9 protein-coding genes are annotated in these 19,346 nt (G+C 62.8%); 6 read left to right on the forward strand and 3 right to left on the reverse strand.

The genetic code is table 11. The annotated features are described in order from the left end of the window. The first annotated feature begins 107 nt into the window (after nt 1-107). The 4 genes from IB259_RS30065 (at nt 108) to IB259_RS30080 (ending at nt 11,906) form a co-directional block, all read left to right on the forward strand. The gene (locus IB259_RS30065; protein WP_370528724.1) at nt 108-4,745 is read left to right on the forward strand and encodes a VCBS domain-containing protein; all 4,638 of its coding nucleotides are present in this window, start codon (nt 108-110) and stop codon (nt 4,743-4,745) included. 161 nt (nt 4,746-4,906) lie between these two features. Continuing rightward, nucleotides 4,907-9,142, forward strand: a complete 4,236-nt coding sequence (locus IB259_RS30070) for a retention module-containing protein (protein WP_192330985.1) — start codon at nt 4,907-4,909, stop codon at nt 9,140-9,142. Between the two features lie 104 nt (nt 9,143-9,246). Next, nucleotides 9,247-9,930: a transglutaminase-like cysteine peptidase gene (locus tag IB259_RS30075; RefSeq protein ID WP_175162500.1), complete on the forward strand. Its 684-nt coding sequence runs from the start codon at nt 9,247-9,249 to the stop codon at nt 9,928-9,930. Between the two features lie 17 nt (nt 9,931-9,947). Further along, nucleotides 9,948-11,906, forward strand: coding sequence for a LapD/MoxY N-terminal periplasmic domain-containing protein (locus IB259_RS30080; protein ID WP_192330986.1), 1,959 nt, complete (start codon nt 9,948-9,950; stop codon nt 11,904-11,906). A gap of 47 nt (nt 11,907-11,953) precedes the next feature. Here IB259_RS30080 and IB259_RS30085 read toward each other — a convergent pair whose 3' ends face one another. The 3 genes from IB259_RS30085 to IB259_RS30095 are packed head-to-tail and all read right to left on the reverse strand — an operon-like array spanning nt 11,954 to nt 15,320. Beyond that, the gene (locus IB259_RS30085; protein ID WP_054458568.1) at nt 11,954-12,793 is read right to left on the reverse strand and encodes a M48 family metallopeptidase; all 840 of its coding nucleotides are present in this window, start codon (nt 12,791-12,793) and stop codon (nt 11,954-11,956) included. Nucleotides 12,794-12,830: 37 nt separating this feature from the next. Then, nucleotides 12,831-13,901 carry a chorismate synthase gene (gene aroC / locus IB259_RS30090; RefSeq protein WP_054458570.1) on the reverse strand — a complete coding sequence of 357 codons (1,071 nt, stop codon included), beginning with the start codon at nt 13,899-13,901 and terminating at the stop codon, nt 12,831-12,833. 36 nt (nt 13,902-13,937) lie between these two features. Beyond that, nucleotides 13,938-15,320 carry a bifunctional diguanylate cyclase/phosphodiesterase gene (locus IB259_RS30095; RefSeq protein ID WP_054458572.1) on the reverse strand — a complete coding sequence of 461 codons (1,383 nt, stop codon included), beginning with the start codon at nt 15,318-15,320 and terminating at the stop codon, nt 13,938-13,940. A gap of 509 nt (nt 15,321-15,829) precedes the next feature. Between IB259_RS30095 and IB259_RS30100 the strand changes: the two genes are divergently transcribed. Together IB259_RS30100 and IB259_RS30105 are read left to right on the forward strand one after the other, a co-directional pair. After that, nucleotides 15,830-17,803 (forward strand): EAL domain-containing protein, encoded by a 1,974-nt coding sequence (locus IB259_RS30100; RefSeq protein WP_192330987.1) that lies wholly within the window; start codon nt 15,830-15,832, stop codon nt 17,801-17,803. A gap of 95 nt (nt 17,804-17,898) precedes the next feature. Continuing rightward, entirely contained in the window at nt 17,899-19,344 is a 1,446-nt protein-coding gene (locus IB259_RS30105) for a sensor histidine kinase KdpD (RefSeq protein WP_225596984.1), read from the forward strand. The last annotated feature ends 2 nt before the right edge of the window (nt 19,345-19,346 follow it).

The following is a 19,346-nucleotide window of genomic DNA, read 5'->3' on the forward strand; positions in this document are numbered from 1 at the left end:
AGGACGGGACGGCCAAGAACCACACCGCCGGCGACGACTCCGTCACCGACAAGTTCACCGTCACCGTCACCGATGCGGCCAACCAGGTCAAGTCCGACGACCTGGTCGTGCTCATCACCGACACCGCTCCGGAAGCCAAGAACGACACGGCGGGCATCACGGAAGGCACGACCGCCCCCATCTCCGGCAACTTGTTGGGCAACGACACGCTCGGCGCCGATGCAGTCACGACGGTCATCACTACCGGCGATGCCAAGTACGGCACGCTGGTAGACAATGGCGACGGCACCTGGTCCTATCAGCTCAACAACAGCCTGCAAGCTGTCCAGGGGCTGCAGGCGGGCGAATTGCTGACCGAGACCATCCGCTACACCATCACCGATGCCGACGGCGACAAGAGCGAGGCCGTGCTGACGATTACGATCACCGGCACGAACGATCTGCCCTCGATCAGCAGCGCCAGCATCAACCTGTCTGAAGAAGGCCTGCCGCACGGCATACCTGACAGCAATGGCACCACGGATACGACGAACGCTGTCACCTACTCCGGCAACCTGACCATCTCCGATTTGGATGTGAAGGACACCCATACCGTCACCTTGGTCAAGCCGGCGGACAACGCCCTGACCTCACAAGGAAAACCTGTCGTCTGGACCCTGTCGGACAATGGCCACACCCTGGTCGGCAAGGACTTCCACGGAAACTCCGTCATCACTGTCACGATGACCGACGCGGGCGGCTACACCGTAACCCTGTCGGGCCAAGTGGATCACCCGACGAACTCGGTCGAGGACGTGCTCCAGCTGGGTATCGGCGTGCAGGTCAGCGATGGCCACGCCACCAGCAACGGCACCATCACGATCAATATCGAGGATGACAGTCCGGAATTCGGCGCCGTCTCCAATACTGTGATGGAGAATGCCGCCACCAGCGCCACCGGCACCCTGGAATTCCATACGGGCGCCGACGCCGTGGGCGCCACGCTGGTCGTGTCGTCTGTCGGTCAGCTGCCGCAGAACTGGACGACCAGCGCGCTCAACAAGTCTTCGGTCGACATCTTCTCGCCCAACGGGACCAAGATCTTCACGGTGACCCTGAATCCGGAGGGCGGCTATACCGTCACCCAGCACGAAGCCCGGCCCGGGACGACCGCGTCGATCGACTTGGCCTCCTCGATCAGCAACAACCCCCAATCCACCTATGACCTCGGCTATGCCACGCTGAGCGCCGGCGGCGGAAAGACGTTCAATGCCAACACGTTCGGCAGCGGAAATTCGTTCGGGATCGGCAACACCTCCTTCGACTCGGGCGAAAGCTTCCGCATGGACTTCAACGAAGCCCTCTCGGATTTCAAGCTGAATGTCGCGGAAGTCAAGGGAAGCGGCACGCTCAATATCACGGTATGGAGCGACGGCGTCTCCAAGATGATCTCCGTACCCGTGAACAGTACGACTGGCGCCATTCACATCACGAAGGAGATGTTGAGCCAGGGCACCCCCTCGTTCACTCAATTCGATAGCATCGAGGTCACCGCGGGCAGCGGCGTCAGGATGTCCTTCCTCACGACCGGCTCCTATACGGAAAGCGTTCCCGCCGGCCCGATGGACTTCACGGTTGGCGTTACCGGAACGGATGGCGACGGCGACAAGGTGAACACGCATTTCAACGTGACCTCCACCGCGGAATCCGCCGTTACGAACGCGACGAACAAGGTGGCGGAAGCCACCGGCGACACCGTTACGGGAACGATGCAGATTTCCGCGGCGTTGGGCATCGTGAGCGTCGACGTAAATGGCGTGGACGTCACCAAGGCGACGAATGCCAACCCCGTCAGCCTGACCACGGGCAAGGGCACGCTCAAGATCACCGGCTACGATCCAGCTACCGGCAAGCTCACTTACACCTATACCGAGAAGGGGAAATCCCAGAATCACTCGAACGGCAAGGACAGCGTGCATGACGACTTCATCGTGACCGCCAAGAATGCTGGCGGCCACGGCAGCAGCGGCAGCCTGATCATCCAGATCACCGACACGGCGCCCGAGGCAAAGCCGGACACGGCCAGTGTGACGGAAGACAAGGTCTTGGAAGCCACCGGCAACGTCATCACCGGCACCGGTGCGGACGCCGTGGGCGCCGACGTGACCACGGTGGTCGGCGTGGCCAAGGGTTCGGCCAACGCGAACAAGGCGATCGAAGGCAACGTCAACGCCGAGGTCAATGGCGTGTACGGCAAGATCACCATCCACGCCGATGGCACCTATACCTATACCCTGAACAACACCGATCCGCGCGTCAATGCACTGGGGCAAGGCGACAAGCTCTCGGACGTGTTCTCGTACACCATCCGCGATTCCGACGGCGACTTCAGCACCACGACCATCACCATCACGATCAATGGCACCAATGACGTGCCGGTGATGACCAACGACTTCCGGTCGGTCACGGAAGATGTGAACGTCACGGGCGGAAATCTCACCGTCAAGGGCGCGGTCACGATCACGGATCCCGATGCCGGCCAGTCGACCTTCGACACCGCCACCCTCAAGCTCACCAACAGCACGCATGCCGGCGGAGCGCTGGGCGTCATCGTAATGAAACCCGATGGCACCTATACCTACAACGTCAACAACGCCGCGATCCAGTTCCTCAAGGCGGGCGAAAGCATCGTCGAGACCTACACGGTCGCCTCCGCCGACGGCTCGGCCACCAGCACCATCACCATCACCATCAATGGCGTCAACGACGCGCCCACGACCGTGGACGGTTCCGCGAACCTGGAAGTTGGCGATAACCAGTACGTCTTCTCGCTGAACGATTTCCGCTTCGACGATGGAGCGGAAGGCAACAGCCTGCAAAGCGTCATCATCACCCAACCGCCCACCAGCGGCACGATGACCTATAACGGCAAGCCGGTCACGGCCGGCATGGAGATTCCGAAGTCGGCCATCGAACAAGGCCTGCTGAAGTTCACGCCGGGCGCCGACAAGCAGGACAGCTCCTTCAATTTCCAAGTGAAGGACAATGGCGGCACGGCGAATGGCGGCAACGACACCTCGACCGAGCACAAGTTCGTCATCTCCGCCGATCACCTGGTGACCCATGGCAATGACGACAGCGGCAGCGGCGGCAAACCGCCGCTGAACGGCGGGTCGGGTGATGACGTCATCCTGGCGGACCAGGGCGGCTACGTCACGAACGTCACCCCCGGCACGAACTACAACATTGCGCTGGTGGTGGACCGTTCAGGCAGCATGTCCGCGCAGTCCGGTTCCGGTGTCAACCGCATGCAACTGGTTAAGGACGCGCTGGTCAAGCTCGCCGCCGACCTGGAGCACCACGACGGCGTCGTCAACGTATCGCTGATCGGCTTCGCAACCCATGCTCAAGATCCGATCACGTTCAACAACCTCACGCAGGCCAACCTGAGCAAGTTGATCGAGGCTATCAACAAACTCACGATTGCGAGCGGCGATACCGCGGGCACCAACTACGAGGCGGCGTTCGACGCTACCGTGAAATGGTTTGCTGACCAAGGTAAAGCGAACCCGAATGGGGTGAAGTTCGAAAACCTGACGTTCTTCCTGACCGACGGCAACCCGACGCAGTACTACAACAACGGAGGGAGCGTCAAGGGACCGGGTAACGATACCGACTACAACACCATGAAGGAAGCCGTCGACGCCTTCAAAGCCCTCAACGGCGCCAGCAAGGTCCACGGGATCGGCATCGGAACCGGCATCGACAGCAACATCCTGCGCTTTTTCGATAACACGGACAGCTCCGGCGATGGCCAGATCAGGCTGCCCACCGGGTGGGACTGGTTCGGCAATCCCTCGGGATACCAAACCGTGTACGGCAAGACTGGCGCAATTGACATCGTCAACACCGCCAACGACCTGGAGGCCGCTCTCAAGGGAGGCAGCAGCACGAGCAATCCGGCCGAAGTCGGCCACGACACGGTCTACGGTGGCGACGGCAACGACATCATCTTCGGTGACGCGATCAACACCGACCACCTCGCGTGGGCCGGCAATCCCGCGGGATCCCACAATGGTGGCGGTCTCGACTCGCTGAAGGACTACCTCAAGGCGGTGGACGGCGTCGCCCCGACGAACGAACGGATATACGAGTTCATCAAGCAGAATCCGGGTCAGTTCGATGCGGCTGGCGACACGCGTGGCGGCAATGACGAATTGCATGGCGGCAAGGGCGACGACATCATCTACGGCCAGGGCGGCAACGATGTCCTGTGGGGTGATGACGGCAACGACAAGCTCTATGGCGGAACCGGCAACGACGAGCTCCACGGCGGCGCCGGCAACGACATCCTGGTCGGCGGCAAGGGCAACGACACCATGTGGGGTGACGGCGGCAGCGACACGTTCAAGTGGCAGCTTGGCGACCAGGGCACCACGGCGCAGCCTGCGATCGACACGATCAAGGACTTCTCGAAGGCCTCGGTCGTCGACGGCGGGGATGTGCTGGACCTGAAGGACCTGCTCGTGGGCGAGAAGGACGGCAACCTGTCGCAGTACTTGAACTTCAAGCAGGATCCGGCCAACTCCAACAATACGCTCGTCGAGATCAACACCCAGGGCAAGCTTGGCTCCCAGGGCGCGGATCAGAAGATCGTGCTGGAGAACGTTGATCTCACCCATGACGCGAACGGTCAGGCCATGAGCAATCAGGCCATCATCAACGACCTGCTGCAGAAGGGTAAGCTGAACGTCGACCACAGCTAAGCAGCAAGCCCCGGGAAGGCCGGCAACGGCCTTCCCGGCGGTGCATTTCCCGCCTAGCATCTGCATTGCTGCTTGACCCTATAAGTGTTGCCAGTATCTAGTCCCGGCAACGACATCTAGTATCTGGCCATCTTGGATAACGCCCTGAAGAGGGAACCAACATGGCCAATACGTCTCCCGCAATCGTCAACGAAATTTCCGGTCGCGCGTGGTTGCGCCATGGCGACGGATCCCTGACCGAACTGCACCTCGGCAGCAAGGTTCCTGCCGGCAGTGACGTCGTCACGGCGTCAGGCGCCACGGTTTCCCTTCAAGTCGAAAACGGCATGCCGATCATCATCGGCGAAGGCCGCGAGGTCGCGCTGACCAGCGAAATGACCGGCACGCTCGACGATGTGTCCGAAGCGGCGTTCACGCCCCCCAAAGGCACCGACTCCGAACGTTTGCTGGCAGCCCTGCGCAATGGCCGCGATCTGTTCGATGAACTCGATCCCACCGCCGCCGTGGTAGCAGGCGGGGGTAGCGCCGGTGGCAGCAGCTTCGTCCGTTTGGCGCGCCTTCTTGAAACCACCAGTCCGCTTGATCTGAGCTATTCCAATCCCGGTCGCAGCGATGCAGTACTGCCTCGCATGTCCAGCACTGGCGCCATCAGCAACGACGACGAGACACCCACGCCGGTCAGCGTCAACCATGCGCCCGCCGCACGAGACGATGCAGGACTAGGTGAGCAGAACCATCAGGTGCGCGGCAACCTGCTCGCGAACGACACGGACCCAGACGGCGATCCATTGGCAATAGCGTCGGTCGGCGGCAGGACCATGACCTCGAGCGGCGTTACGGTCGCGGGCAGCAATGGCGGCACGTTCACTGTTCTGGCTGACGGGAGCTACGTCTACACGCCGGGGAAAGAGCATCAACACCTGGCCGCGGGCGAAACCGCCACCAGTACCGTTTCGTACTCCATCACGGACCCCAGCGGTGCCGCCGCCACGGCAACGGTCGTCGTGACGATCGCCGGCGTCAACGACGGTCCGGTTTCCACCACGATCTCCGATACCTCCAGCCTGGATGCGCAGACGAGCGTGCGCTACGACGTTTCCGGCCACTTCTCGGACCCAGACACCAGCGACAGGCTTACCTTTGCCGCCACCGGCTTACCGCCCGGCTTGAGCATCGACCCGAACACCGGAATTATCGGCGGTGATGTCGACCATTCCGCTTCGCAGGGCGGTGTCGGCGGAAGGTATACGGCCACCATTACTGCGACCGACGCGTCCGGCGCCACGACGTCCCAGGAATTCCACTGGAACGTCATCCATACGATCCCTGTCGTTGCCGACGATACGGGCACCGCGGACGAGGACACCACCCTCAACGTCAACGCCCAGCACGGTGTACTGGCCAATGACAGCGATCCGGATGGCGACACCCTGTTTGTTTTACGCGTCAACGGCAGCGCAGCCAATGTCGGCGTGGCGATCGCCGGGACTCATGGCGGTAGCTTCACGCTGAATGCCGACGGTTCCTACACCTTCAACCCTGGCTCTGCCTTCCAGCATCTCGGCATCGGCGAAAAAGCCCACAGTTCGATTACCTACTCCGTTTCCGATGGAGAGGGAGGCACGGCCATCGCCACCCTCACGATCGAAATCCTCGGAACCAACGACGCGCCAGTCCTTCTAGCCCAAGTCCACCAATTATCGGAGGACCACTCGGCGTCTGGCAACGTGCTCATAGGCGCGGTCGACGTCGACAACGACACGCTGACAATCACAACCTTCACTGTCAACGACACAAAGTACGACGCAGGCAGTACCGCAAATCTCGTTGGCGTGGGTTCGATCCTCATCAAAGCGGATGGCAGCTATGTCTTTACGCCGGATTCGAACTGGAACGGAGATGTCCCGCCGATCACGTACACCGCGACGGACGGTGCGACGACGACCTCATCCACCCTCGATCTCCAGGTCCAGTCCGTCAATGACGCCCCCGTCTCGCTGGACTTCACCGGCAACGTAGCGGCTGGCAATAGCTACATATTCGGTCTCGACGACTTTCCTTTCTCCGATTCAGGGGAAGGCGATTCGATGCACTCCGTGATCATCGACTCCCTGCCCTCCTGCGGCATGCTGTTGCTGGACGGAAAGCCGGTGGTACAGGGGCAGGAGATCAGTGCCGGGGATCTGGCCAGCGGCAAGTTGGTGTTCGAGTCCGGCGCTTTCAATACCGGCATAGACGCCGGCGCCTCCTTCGACTTTCGCGTCAAGGATACCGGCGGCACCGCCAACGGGGGGCACGACACATCTAGTCAGCAAACGTTCAAGCTGCATCTGGACCAATTCGTCAGTGGCAACAACGATGACGAAACCTTGAACGGCGGCTCGGGCAACGACGTGCTGCTGGGCGACCAGGGTGGCATGGTGAAGAACGTGATGCCGGGTACAAGCTACAACATTGCTCTGGTTCTGGATCTGTCGTATTCAATGAATTGGGTTGTTGATTCCAACGCGGCAACACCACTCGATACGGTCAAGACAGCCCTAAAGACCATGCTGGAGACTCAACTGGCGGTTCATGACGGCACCATCAACGTATCACTGATCACTTTCGGGAACCACAGAACCACGCTGCAGAAGACGGTTTCGGGGCTGACACCCGACAATGTTGACGAAATCGTGGACACCCTTCTTGGCCTACAGCCATATAGCTGGACCAAACCATATGGCGCGGCCTTCCATGCAACCAAGGACTGGTTCGACGGCCAGCCAACGGTTGACAGCAACGGCAATCCGTACAAGAACCTGACCTACTTCCTGACAAATGGCGTTCCGGAATTAGAACTGACTTACGACCGCGACGCTGAATTCAGCAATCTCGCCGAAATCAGCGACGTGCATGCCATTGGCGTTGGCACCCTTTCTCATACTTCTGGGACCTTCAAATTCGATAACGCCGTACTCGACAAATATGACAACACCGGCGGCGAATTCACGTACTACAAGAATCTTCTTCAGTTCGACGGCGGTGATTCAGATCTATTGACTGCGAACGATCCCGAGAATTGGCAGCAAGAGGGTGACGGCAGAGTAGGTTATGGCAGCTACGCAGTGAAGGATGAGGGTCCCTTTACGGAGATCGCCCACTTCCTGGTCATTGCCGACACGACGGCAGACGGCCAGCCCTTCGCCGTAACCATGCGCGAAGCCGACAGAATTACGGTGACCCATTCCGCAGGCGTCTCGTTCGACTTCGATACGGTGAATGCGGGAGAATTGCGTGAAGTTGGCACGTTCAAGTGGGTCTTGCTAAAGCGGATCGGTTCGACGTGGGCAGAAGTCGAGGCAGGTACAGACGCCAACACCAAAACACTTATCCACGGTCCTGGCGACTATAGGTACCAGTTCATAGTCAACAATATCAATGGCGGTTTCGGCGCGTCTATCGCTATCAACACGATCCGGATGTGGTACTCAGGCCGCCCAGACAACGGTTCGGATCTCATCGACAGTGACCTTGCTCGTACTGGCAACTCGCAGTTCCTGCAGAGGCCGTCGGATCTGCAAGCGGCCTTGCTCTATGACAGAACGACTCCGGTCGCTAACGACAAGATTCATGGTGGAGAGGGCTCGGACATCCTGTTTGGTGATGCAATCAACACTGATCACTTGCCGTGGAACGTTGACGGCAACGCCGCCAGGCCCGCAGGTCTTCCCGACGGGGCCAGCCTCGACGCGCTCAAGCAGTTCCTGCTATTGAAGAACGGCATCCAACCGACCGACGCCGATCTACACAAGTTCATCTCGGACAACCACGCGCTTTTCGACGTGCAGGGCGATCTGCGCGGCGGCAACGACGAGCTGCATGGCGGCGCGGCCAACGATATTCTTTACGGCCAGGGTGGAAATGACCAGCTCCACGGAGATGAGGGCAATGACGTCCTGTCGGGCGGCACCGGCAGCGACACGCTGTTTGGCGATGCAGGTAACGACGTGCTGATCGGGGGCAAGGGCAATGACATTCTGTACGGCGGTTCGGGCAGCGATACGTTCAAATGGGTACTCGACGACCAAGGCGCCGCAGGCACGCCAGCCGTAGACACGATCAAGGACTTCTCGATCCTGAAGCCCGCCGATGGCGGCGACATTCTGGATCTGCAAGGATTGCTGGTCGGCGAGGATGACGGCTCACTCTCCAAGTACCTGGCTTTCCACCTGGAAGGCAACGATACGGTCATCGATGTGAATACCCGGGGCAAGCTGAGTACCATGGGTGCGAGCCAAAAGATCGTGTTGGAAAACGTGGACCTCACCCACGATGCCCACGGCCAATCCATGAGCAACCAGGCCATCATCAATGACTTGCTGCAAAAAGGTATGCTGGCCGTCGACCATGCCTGAGCAATAGCTCCAGGGAAGACCCAGCAGGATCTTCCCGCGCCCGCATGACGCATTTTTTCCCAAGGCGCATCTAAGATGCCCGGAAAAATGTGAAAATCCGTTTCATGCCATCGTCCCGCCGTTTCCGCCGCACGCTGAATCTGTGCCGATTGGCTTTGCTATGCCTGGCTTGCGGCTGGGGCGGAAGTTCCGCCCTGGAAGTGAATGCCGACCGGCTGCAAAGCCTGTCGGCCAGCCGCTATGGCGCAAAAGGCTCCAAGGCGGTTTCGGAATGGCTGCAATTGATGCGCAGCCCCGCCCCTGCCCAGGAAAAAGGCGCACTGACACAGGCCAATGATTTCTGGAACCGCTCCCTGATGTCCGGCGAGGACATCACCATCTGGAAACAGGCCGATTATTGGGCCACGCCATTAGAATCGCTGGGCAGGGGCGCGGGCGATTGCGAAGACTACGTCATCGGCAAGTACTTCACGCTGCTGGCGCTGGGCGTGCCTGCCAACAAACTGCGCTTCATCTACGTCCGCGCGCGCATCGGCGGCGCGGCCAGCAGCACCCAGATCGCCCACATGGTGCTGGGCTATTACGAAACCCCCAACGCCGTGCCGCTGGTGCTGGACAACCTGATCTCGACCATTTTGCCCGCCACGCAGCGCCGCGACCTGACGCCAGTATTCAGTTTCAATGCGGACGGCGTCTATGTGGACGGCAAGCCCGCCGCGCCGGTTGACCGTCTCAGCCGCTGGCGTGATCTACTTCAACGCATGGAACGGGAAGGCGTGCGCCCCTGATGTCCGGAAATAAGACTATGTCCATACTTCGACAGCTATTGCTCAGCGTTACCCTCGCCATCGGCGTCATCCTGCTGGGCACGCTCGCGCTCAGCGTGAATTCCGCCCGGGAGTACCTGTCCGGCCAACTGCAAGTGCAGAGCACAGACGCTGCCGTGTCGCTGGCGCTGTCGCTGTCGCAGCCCGCGAACAACGACCCGGTCGTGCAAGAGCTGCTGGTGTCGGCGCTGTACGACGGCGGGCATTTCTCGCTGGTGCGCTTGAGCGATCCTGAAGGCAAGGTCCTGATCGAACGGAAATCCACGGCCACCGCGGCGTCGGTCCCCGCCTGGTTTCAGGCGCTGGCTCCCTTGACGACGCAATCGGCCAGCCATGCCGTCAGCGACGGCTGGCGCCAGATCGGCGAGGTCACGCTGATCGCCAACGACGCCTATGCCTGGGAAGCCCTGTGGCGCAGCAGCCTCAAGATGATCGCCCTGGTGGTGGGCGCCGGCATTCTTTGGGCCGTGTTCGCCTTCATGCTGGTGGGCTGGATCAAGAACCGCCTGCTGCGTGAAATCAGCGATCACGTGCGCAGCATCGGCCAGGAATCCCCGACGGAACAGGTCGAGGCGCGCGTGCCTGAACTGTCCGGGGTGGTGCAGGCGTTGAACCAGACCCGCGAACGCATCCATGCCAGCGTCGAAGAACAGAACGCCAAGATCGAATCGCTGGAACTGGAACTGAACCAGGACCCAGTCACGGGCCTGCCCAACCGCAAGTACTTCGTCAACGAGTTCCGCCGCGCGCTGGAGGCCCCTGCCCTCACGACCGTCCGCAGCATCGACGGCGGCCACGTCCTGGTGTTCCGCCAGCGCGACCTGGCGGACCTGAATCGCCATATGCCGCGCGAGTTCATCGACCAATGGCTGCGCACGGCCTGCGAACGCATCCGCGGCACACTCAAGAGCATGCATGTGGCATCGCCCCTGCTGGCCCGTCTGAACGGCTCGGATTTCGCCCTGCTGCTGCCCGGTTGCGCGGCGCCCCAGGCCATGATGGTGGCCGAGCAGGTGCGCGCCGACCTGCACGCGTCCCGCATCCCCGTGGGTGAAGGACATCTGTGCCGCTGGGCGCAGGCCATGACCGACTATGGCCACGGCAGCCAGGCCGGGCCGGTGCTTGCGCGCCTGGACTTCGGCTTGATGCGGGCGGAAAGCGCCGGCAACGACCATGTCGTGATCGCTGGCGCGACCGACATGCAGTCGCCTTCGGAATCGGGCGAACGCGCCTGGAAGGACGCGATCCAATCCGCTTTGGAAGAGCACCGCTTCGAGCTGGCCACGGAAGCCCTGCAAGCCACCGACGGCAGCACCGTCCGCACCGAAGCGATGCTGATGCTGCGAACCGCGGCCGACCAGGTGCCGATACCCGCCACGCTGTTCATCCCGCCGGCCGTGCGTCTGGATCTGGTGGCCGATTGCGACCTGGAGGCCGTGAGCCTGGGACTGGACTGGCTGGCCGCCAACCCTGGCGAATTGGCTGTTCGGGTGGCTCTGCCCTCGTTGCGGGGCCAGAAGTTCTTCCGCCAATTGGCGCTGCTGCTGACCGAACACCGGTCTCTGGCGCGGCGCCTGTACCTGGAAATCGATGCGCACGGCCTGGTGGAATGCCACGAGCAGATCGCCACGCTGGCCCGCGTCGCCTCGGAGTTCGGCACGCATATCGGCGTGCGCCGCCTGGCTCAGCAGTTCGGCGCAGTTGCGCAACTGCACACCCTGCCCTTGTCGTACGTGAAACTGGGCGGCGGCTTCGTCGGCGGCATGTCCCAAAGCCCCGGCAGCCAGCAGTTGACGGCATCGGTGCTGGAAACCGCGCGCGGCCTGAAGATAGCGGTCTATGCAGAAGATGTGCCGGATGCCGAAACCCAACGCATTCTGGCCAGGCTGGGCATCGCCGTCATGCGCGGCCCCGGCGTCAAGACAGCCGCGGCATAAGACAGCGGATCGAGGCGGCCGTAATAGTCACGGCCGCCGCTAGAGCCTCAGCGGGAGGCTTTGCCCTTGGACTGTTCGTACAGCGGCAGCACCTGCTGGGCTGCGGCCTGCAGATCGCTGATGCGCGATGCGGCGGACGGGTGAGTCGACAGGATCTCGGGCGGTGCGCTGCCCTGGTCGGCCGCGCCCATTTTCTGCCACAGCGTCACGGCGGCGCGCGGATCGAATCCCGCCCTGGCCGCAAGCTCCACACCCATGCGGTCGGCTTCGGTTTCATGCGTGCGGCTATTGGGCAGCGTGAACATGACGCTGGTGAACTGTCCGCCCAAGTCGGACGCCGCGGAAGAACCCGTGGCGATCGCCAGCACCGACAGCCCCAGATTGGTCGCCATCTGCTGGGACACTCGTTCGCGCGCGTGCTCCCGCAAGGCGTGCGAAATCTCATGGCCCAGCACCGCCGCCAGCTCATCGTCCGTGGGCTTGATCTTGCCAAGCAGGCCCGTGTAGACAGCGATCTTGCCGCCCGGCATGCACCAGGCATTGATCTCGTTGCTGGACAGCACATGCACTTCCCATTTCCAGCTGGCGGCGTCAGGCCGGAAGACTCCTGCCTGCGCGATCAGCCGCTGGGAAATGGTGCGGACCCGCGCCACCTGTTGGGGGTCGCGGTCCAGCAGGCCCTTGGCCTGCGCCTGCTTGAGTATGTCGGCGTACTGCTGGGTCGCTTCCTGTTCCAGCGCCTGCGAAGGCACCATGCTGGACATGTACTGGGTCCGGTTGACGCCAATGGCGCCCGACTGCGTGGTATTCATGCCCGTGCAGCCCGCCAGGGCTGCCAGCGCGAGCGCTGCACCCGCGTTGCGCAGCAGAAGACGTTTCCGGTTCATGGCAGACCTCCCAGGCAATTCGAAGAGCAACAGCGTATCAGACTACCGGATCGCCACACTGGCCGCGGTGGCGCAAGGCGTGGTCGATCAAGACCAGCGCCAGCATCGCCTCAGCGATGGGCGTGGCGCGGATGCCGACGCAAGGGTCATGGCGACCCAGCGTCTGCACCATGACCGGGTCATTGGCGCGGTTCACGGAGCGGCGCTCGACGCGGATACTGGAGGTAGGCTTGATGGCCAGCGAAACGGTGACTGGCTGACCAGTGGAAATGCCGCCCAGCACCCCGCCCGCGTTATTGGTCAGGAAACCGTCCGGAGTGATTTCGTCGCCGTGCTCCGAGCCGCGCTGAGCGATGCTGTCAAAGCCCGCGCCGATCGACACGCCCTTCACGGCATTCAGGCCCATCATGACGTGCGCGATGTCGGCGTCCAGCCGGTCATAGATCGGTTCGCCCCAGCCCGCGGGCAGGTTCTCGGCCACGACCTCGATCCGGGCGCCGACGGAGTCGCCGTCGCGGCGCAACTGGTCCATGTAGGCCTCCAGTTCGGGCACGACTGCGGCATTGGGCGCATAGAACGGATTATTGGGAACCTCTTCCCAGGAATCGAAGGGGATTGCAATGGGCCCCAACTGGCTCATGTAGCCGCGCACCTTGACGCCGTATTGCTCCGCCAGCCATTTCTTGGCGATGGCGCCTGCCGCGACGGTCGGCGCCGTCAGGCGCGCCGAAGAACGGCCGCCCCCGCGCGGATCGCGCACGCCGAACTTGCGCCAATAGGCATAGTCGGCATGGCCCGGTCGAAACGTGTCGGCGATGTTGGAGTAGTCCTTGCTGCGCGCGTCTGTGTTGCGGATCAGCAGGCCGATGGGCGTACCCGTGGTCACTCCCTCGTATACGCCCGACAGGATTTCCACCTGGTCGGCTTCCTGGCGCTGCGTAACATGGCGCGACGTGCCGGGACGGCGACGGTCCAGTTCGAGCTGGATGTCGGAGGCATCCAGCGACAGCCCCGGAGGACAGCCGTCCACGACGCAACCGATGGCTGGCCCGTGGGATTCGCCGAAATTGGTGACGGTAAAGAGGGTACCTAGGGTATTGCCGGGCATAGGGAGTCAACAGGTGGGGTTTGCAAGCAACCCCGATTATGACACCGCCGAGGCCAAAGCCTGGATTTCGGAGGCCGGTGCGGGACGTCCCAACAGGAAACCCTGCATGACCCGGCATCCCAGCGACTTCAGGATTTCACGCTGGCCCTCGGTTTCGACGCCCTCGGCCACCACCGGCAGATGCATCGCCTGGCACAGGCCGAACAGCGCCGAGACCACCTCGCGGCTGCCGGCGTCGGATTCCAGCGCTGAGATGAAGCTGCGGTCGATCTTGACCCAATCGATCGGCAGGCAGCGCAGGTGGTTCAGGCTGGAATAGCCGCAGCCGAAGTCGTCCAGCGCCACGCCGATGCCCATCGCCCGCAACGTGTTCAGGATCTTCACGTGCCGTTCGTAGTGCAGGATGAAGAGAGATTCCGTGATTTCCAGCACCAGCTTGCGCGGGGCAAGGTTTGCGGCCGCAAGCGCATTCGACACGAGTTCGACCAGGCCATCCTCGTTCATCTGCTTGACTGACAGGTTCACATGCACGCGCCAGGTCGCCGGCCATAACGCAGCCTGGGTACATGCCCGCTCCAATATCCAGGCCCCCAGCGGCACGATCAGGCCGCTGCGCTCGGCCAATTCGATGGTCACCGCGGGCGAGACGCTGCCGAGCACGGGGTGATGCCAGCGCAGCAGCGCCTCGCAGCCCTGCACCATGCCGGTGCCGCTGTCACAGACCGGCTGGTAATACAGTTCGAACTGATCCATGTCCGGCGTGGTCAGCGCCAGCCGCAGGTCGTTCTCCAGCCCCTGCTGGTCGCGCTGGCGCGCCAGCATGCGGAAATCGAACAGGTTCCAGCCCGGCCCGCCGCGCTCCTTCAGCGGCAGCAAGGCGACCTGCACGCAGCGCTGCAGTTCTTCCACGCTGCGGCCATGCTCGGGATACAGGGCAGCGCCGACGCGGAACATCGCCATCAGGGGACGCCCGCCGAGTTCGTAAGGCACGCTCAGGGCTTCCAGCAGCTTGGCCGACACCTGAGCGGCTCCGGCCTCATCCACGTCGGGTGCGCAGACCGTGAACGCATCCGCCCCCGAACGCGCCACCATGCCGCCCATGGACCGGCAGATCAGGCCCAGGCGATTGGCCACCTGCACCAGCAGAGCCTGGTCTTCGCCGGCGCGCAACATGGCGCTGATCTCGGCGTATTGCTCGAAGCTCACCAGAAAGAAAGCGCCGCGGCGCGAACGGCCCTCGGCATCGTTGAGCCAGGCACGGGCGCGCCGGTGCAATTCCTGCTGATTCAGGACCCCGGTCAGTTCATCGCGCGTCAGGCGTTGACGCAGCAGGCGTTCCCTGCGTACGAAGACCCAGCATATCGCTACAAGTGCGCCCGCAAGCGTCAGGCACAGTGCGAGCAGGTAACTCTCACGCACGAAGCCCCCTATCCATAAGCCCCTGGCGTTGCGGTTCGAAAGGGAACCCAAGGACTGTAACATTTTTTAAAATATGCATTATTTTCGCAAAAAACGCCACACTTCAGAGGCAACGCACCTCTTTTCCCTGTATTCCTACGGTTACTTTGGTTGCTCACGGAGGGTTTGGGATGAGCCACGACAGACTGGCGCCGGCCCTTGCGCCATGCTCGCCTACTACTTACGACAGCTACACCCGAAAAATTAATACACCGTGTCTCGATAGTTGTCATTGAAAATCAGACAGCTTCGAAATAATTGCACAGCTTGGCGTCTTACGGCGTGAATTTAGTAATATTCGGCACGTTCTGTGACATGTAGAATTGCTGTACCACTGATGTATTAGTGACTCGTATCACACCCGTATCCCGGCCCTCCAGCCCTGATCTCGATCCGACGCCATTCCATCCGGACACCTGGCAGTCCTCAGTGCAGGCCACGCAACGGCCAGGAAGGGAACCTCCAAATACATGTCCACATTCCGCCGGCTACTTTTCTTCACCGCCCTCCTGATCGGCCTCGTTCTGCTCGGCGCACAGACGGTGGGAATGCTGGCCGCGCACCGCTATCTGAGCGCGGAGTTGGCGCGGCAAAGCGACGACGGCGCTAATGCGCTGGCCTGGGCCTTGTCGCATGCGGCCGCCGCCCCCGAAGAACGGACTGCGCTGGTGGATGACATGTTTGCAGGAGGGGAATATGCGCTGGTGCGCATCACGGACGACAATGGCGCGCCCGTGGTCGAACGGCAAACGCCGCAAACCGACCCACAAACCAGAGAGCACGATTGGCGTGATGCCTGGCTGAACATGGTCGCACCCGCCGTCTCGCGGCCTTACGCTGCGCCAGACGGCAGTTCGCAAGGCGTCGTGACCGTGCAAGCAGATTCGCGGACTGCTCGCGATACGCTATGGCAAGGCGGCGTGCGGGTCCTGGGACTGGTGCTGGCCGCGAGCCTGCTGTGGGCCCTGTTCTGCGTGAATCTGGCGCGGCGAATAGAAGCGCGCATCTCACGCGACGTCCGTGAACGCGAGCGCGCGCTCGCGCCTGGCGACCGCAAGACATCGAATGGCGCCAGCGAACAGGCGGGTGTCGACCAGGCGCTGGTGGACGCTCAACGCCTGGTCGCCGCCACGGTCCAGGAACAGAATGCTCGGATCGAATCGCTACAGAGCGAGATCTACAGGGATCCCGTCACCCGGCTGCACAACCGCAAGTATTTTGTCGACCAATTCAGATTGGCGCTGGCGGACAAGGACCCTGATGCGGGCGGCCATCTGCTGATGTTTCGTCAACGCGATTTGGCGCAGATCAACCGGCACCTCTCGCGCGCGTTCACGGACCAGTGGCTGCGCTCGTCTTCGGACCGGCTGCGCAAGCTGGTCGCTGAATTCGGCGCTCCGGGGGCCATGCTCGCGCGCATCAGCGGTTCGGATTTTGCGCTGCTGCTGCCCCGCGCCTCGGCGCCTCAGGCCAGCCTGCTGGCCGAGCGGGTGCGGCGCGAACTGCGCTCGCTGCGCGTGCCCATGGACAAGCATGAATCCTGCCGCTGGGCCCTGGCGATGGCCACCTACGCGCCAGGAGACAGCATGAGCGACATCCTGGCACGGCTGGATCACGCGCTGATGTGCGCCGAAAGCGCCGACGACGACCAGATAGCCTCGGCCAGCCGCGCGCCGGACAGCACGCACATCGGCGAATACAGCTGGCATGACGCTCTGGTCACGGCGCTCGAACAACACAGGTTCTCCTTGTCCGTGCAGCCTCTGCACGATCTTTCCGGCGGCCTGCTGCACCAGGAAGCCAGCCTGACCCTGCACGACACCAGCGGCGCCGACCCCGTTCCGGCTTCGATCTTCATGCCTCCCGCCGTCCGCCTCGGCCTGTCCGCCGAATGCGACATACAAGCCATCCGCCTGGGGCTGGACTGGCTGTATGCGCGCTCCGGCGCGCTGGCAGTGCCGATTTCGCTGGCATCGATCGCCCAACCGTCGTTCCAGTCCAGGCTTCAACGCATGCTGACCGACCGCCCCGCCCTGAGCGCGCGCCTGATCGTGGAAATCGACGCGGCGGCCCTGGCCGCTCAGGGAACCGACTTGCACCCGCTTTGCGACATCGTCGTGGCTGCGGGCGCCCGCGTCGGTGTAAGCCGACTGTCGTACCAGTTCGGCGCCATCGAGCACCTGCACGAATTCCCCTTGTCCTATCTGAAGCTGTGCGGCGGCTTCATCGCCGGCCTGCTCCACAGTCCGGGCAGCCAGCACCTCGCCGCCACGGTGGTGGCCACCGCGGCCGCGCTGAATATCGCGGTCTACGCCGAGGACGTGCCAGACATTGCCACGCAAAACGTCCTGGCGGGCCTGGGCGTCCATGCCATGCGCGGGCCTGTCGTAAACTCCGCCCAGACGCACGACATCGCACCTGATCATCCATGGGTTTCCAGTTGACGGAAGGCATGCTGCTTCGCATCTGTTGGCTTTTTCGCGCCCGCTGGCCTTCCCGCCTGCGGCGCACCGGTAACGCCTCCGCGGTTCGGCAAGCCATGCTGCCTCGCGTGGGGATGCTGCTATGCGCCTTGCTCGGCCCCGACGCGGCGCTGGCCTACGGCGTAGGCGTTTCACACGAAGACCTGCATCTGGGCCTGACAGCCGGTGTCGCCACGGCCTGTGGCGTGGCCTGCGCAGTCGCATGGGCGGCCACCCGCAATGCCATTTTCGGCGCGGGGCTGGCCTTCATGTTGATCGAAGGGGTTTTCCGCTCCATGCCCACGCTGTTGCCGGCGGCGGCGCTGCAAGCCGGCTCCTATGCCGCCCTGCTGGCGCTCACGGCGCCCATCCTTAAAGAAGCATCCGCCGACAAACTGGCGACGGCCTGCCGCTGGGCCAGCCTGGCCTTGACGCTGGTAGCGGTACTGGCGCTGATCGTCGCATACGCCCCGGGCAACGGCGTCGTGTCCGCCGCCATCGCCGGGGCCTGCGCCATCGCCAGTCTGCCGCTGGCCACCTGGTTCATGGTCCGCGCCGCCAGTCCGTCGCCAGCGCGAGCGACCGCGCTGGCCTTGGCCGGCGCCTATGGCATCTCGGTCTGGCTGCTGGGACAGGACGCCTGGCTGCCCCAGGCCGCGGCAGGAACGATCGCCGAATTGGCGCGACTGCTGCTGGTGTCTAGCGCCTTGATCCTGCTGGCGATCCATCAGCACGGCCACCCGCAACTGGGGTCGAAACGCGCAGGCCACGAGCACGCCGACGCGGAACACCTTGCCCAAGGCGAACTGCGGCTGGCAGAACTGGCCGGCGCGCTGGATACGCAGCGCCAGATGAACGCACTGATCTCGCACGAACTGCGCGCACCGCTGGCCACCGTCAGCGCGGCAGCCCAATCCCTGGACATGATACTTGCCGAGAGCGGCGAGGCCGTGGACAACCGCCTGGCGCGCATTCATCGGTCGGTCACCCGGATGACCGAACTCATGGATCAGTTGCTGAACCAGGACAGGCTGGGCGAACAGGCCTGGATGCCGCGCGGCGAACAAACGGACATGGCGGATCTGGTGCTCGATGTCGTCACCGCCATGCAGCCCGATACGGCGCATGCGCTGATGGTCCAAGCCAGCCCCTCCCTGCCGGTCTACTGCGACCGTCCGCTGACCAGCGTGGTGGTACGCAACCTGATCCACAATGCCATCAAGTATTCGCCGGCGAATGAGCCCGTGCGCATAGAAACCGGCGAAACCCGGGTGGGCGCCATTCCCATGGCGTGGGTCGCCGTCACCGACCGCGGCCCGGGCATAGGCGTCGAGGAACAGGCCAAAATCTTCGAACCGCATTTCCGGCGCACAGCGCACCGCGAAACGCAAGGCATGGGTATCGGGCTCTACCTGGCCCGGCGCATCTGCCAGAACCAGGGCGGCACACTGACCATGGAAAGCGAAGTAGGCGTAGGCACGCGCTTCGTCGTCACCCTGCCGGCCAGCGCTCCGGCGGCTTGACC

The sequence above is a fragment of the Achromobacter sp. ACM04 genome, assembly GCF_014851465.1.
Classification (GTDB): Bacteria; Pseudomonadota; Gammaproteobacteria; order Burkholderiales; family Burkholderiaceae_B; genus Achromobacter; species Achromobacter aegrifaciens.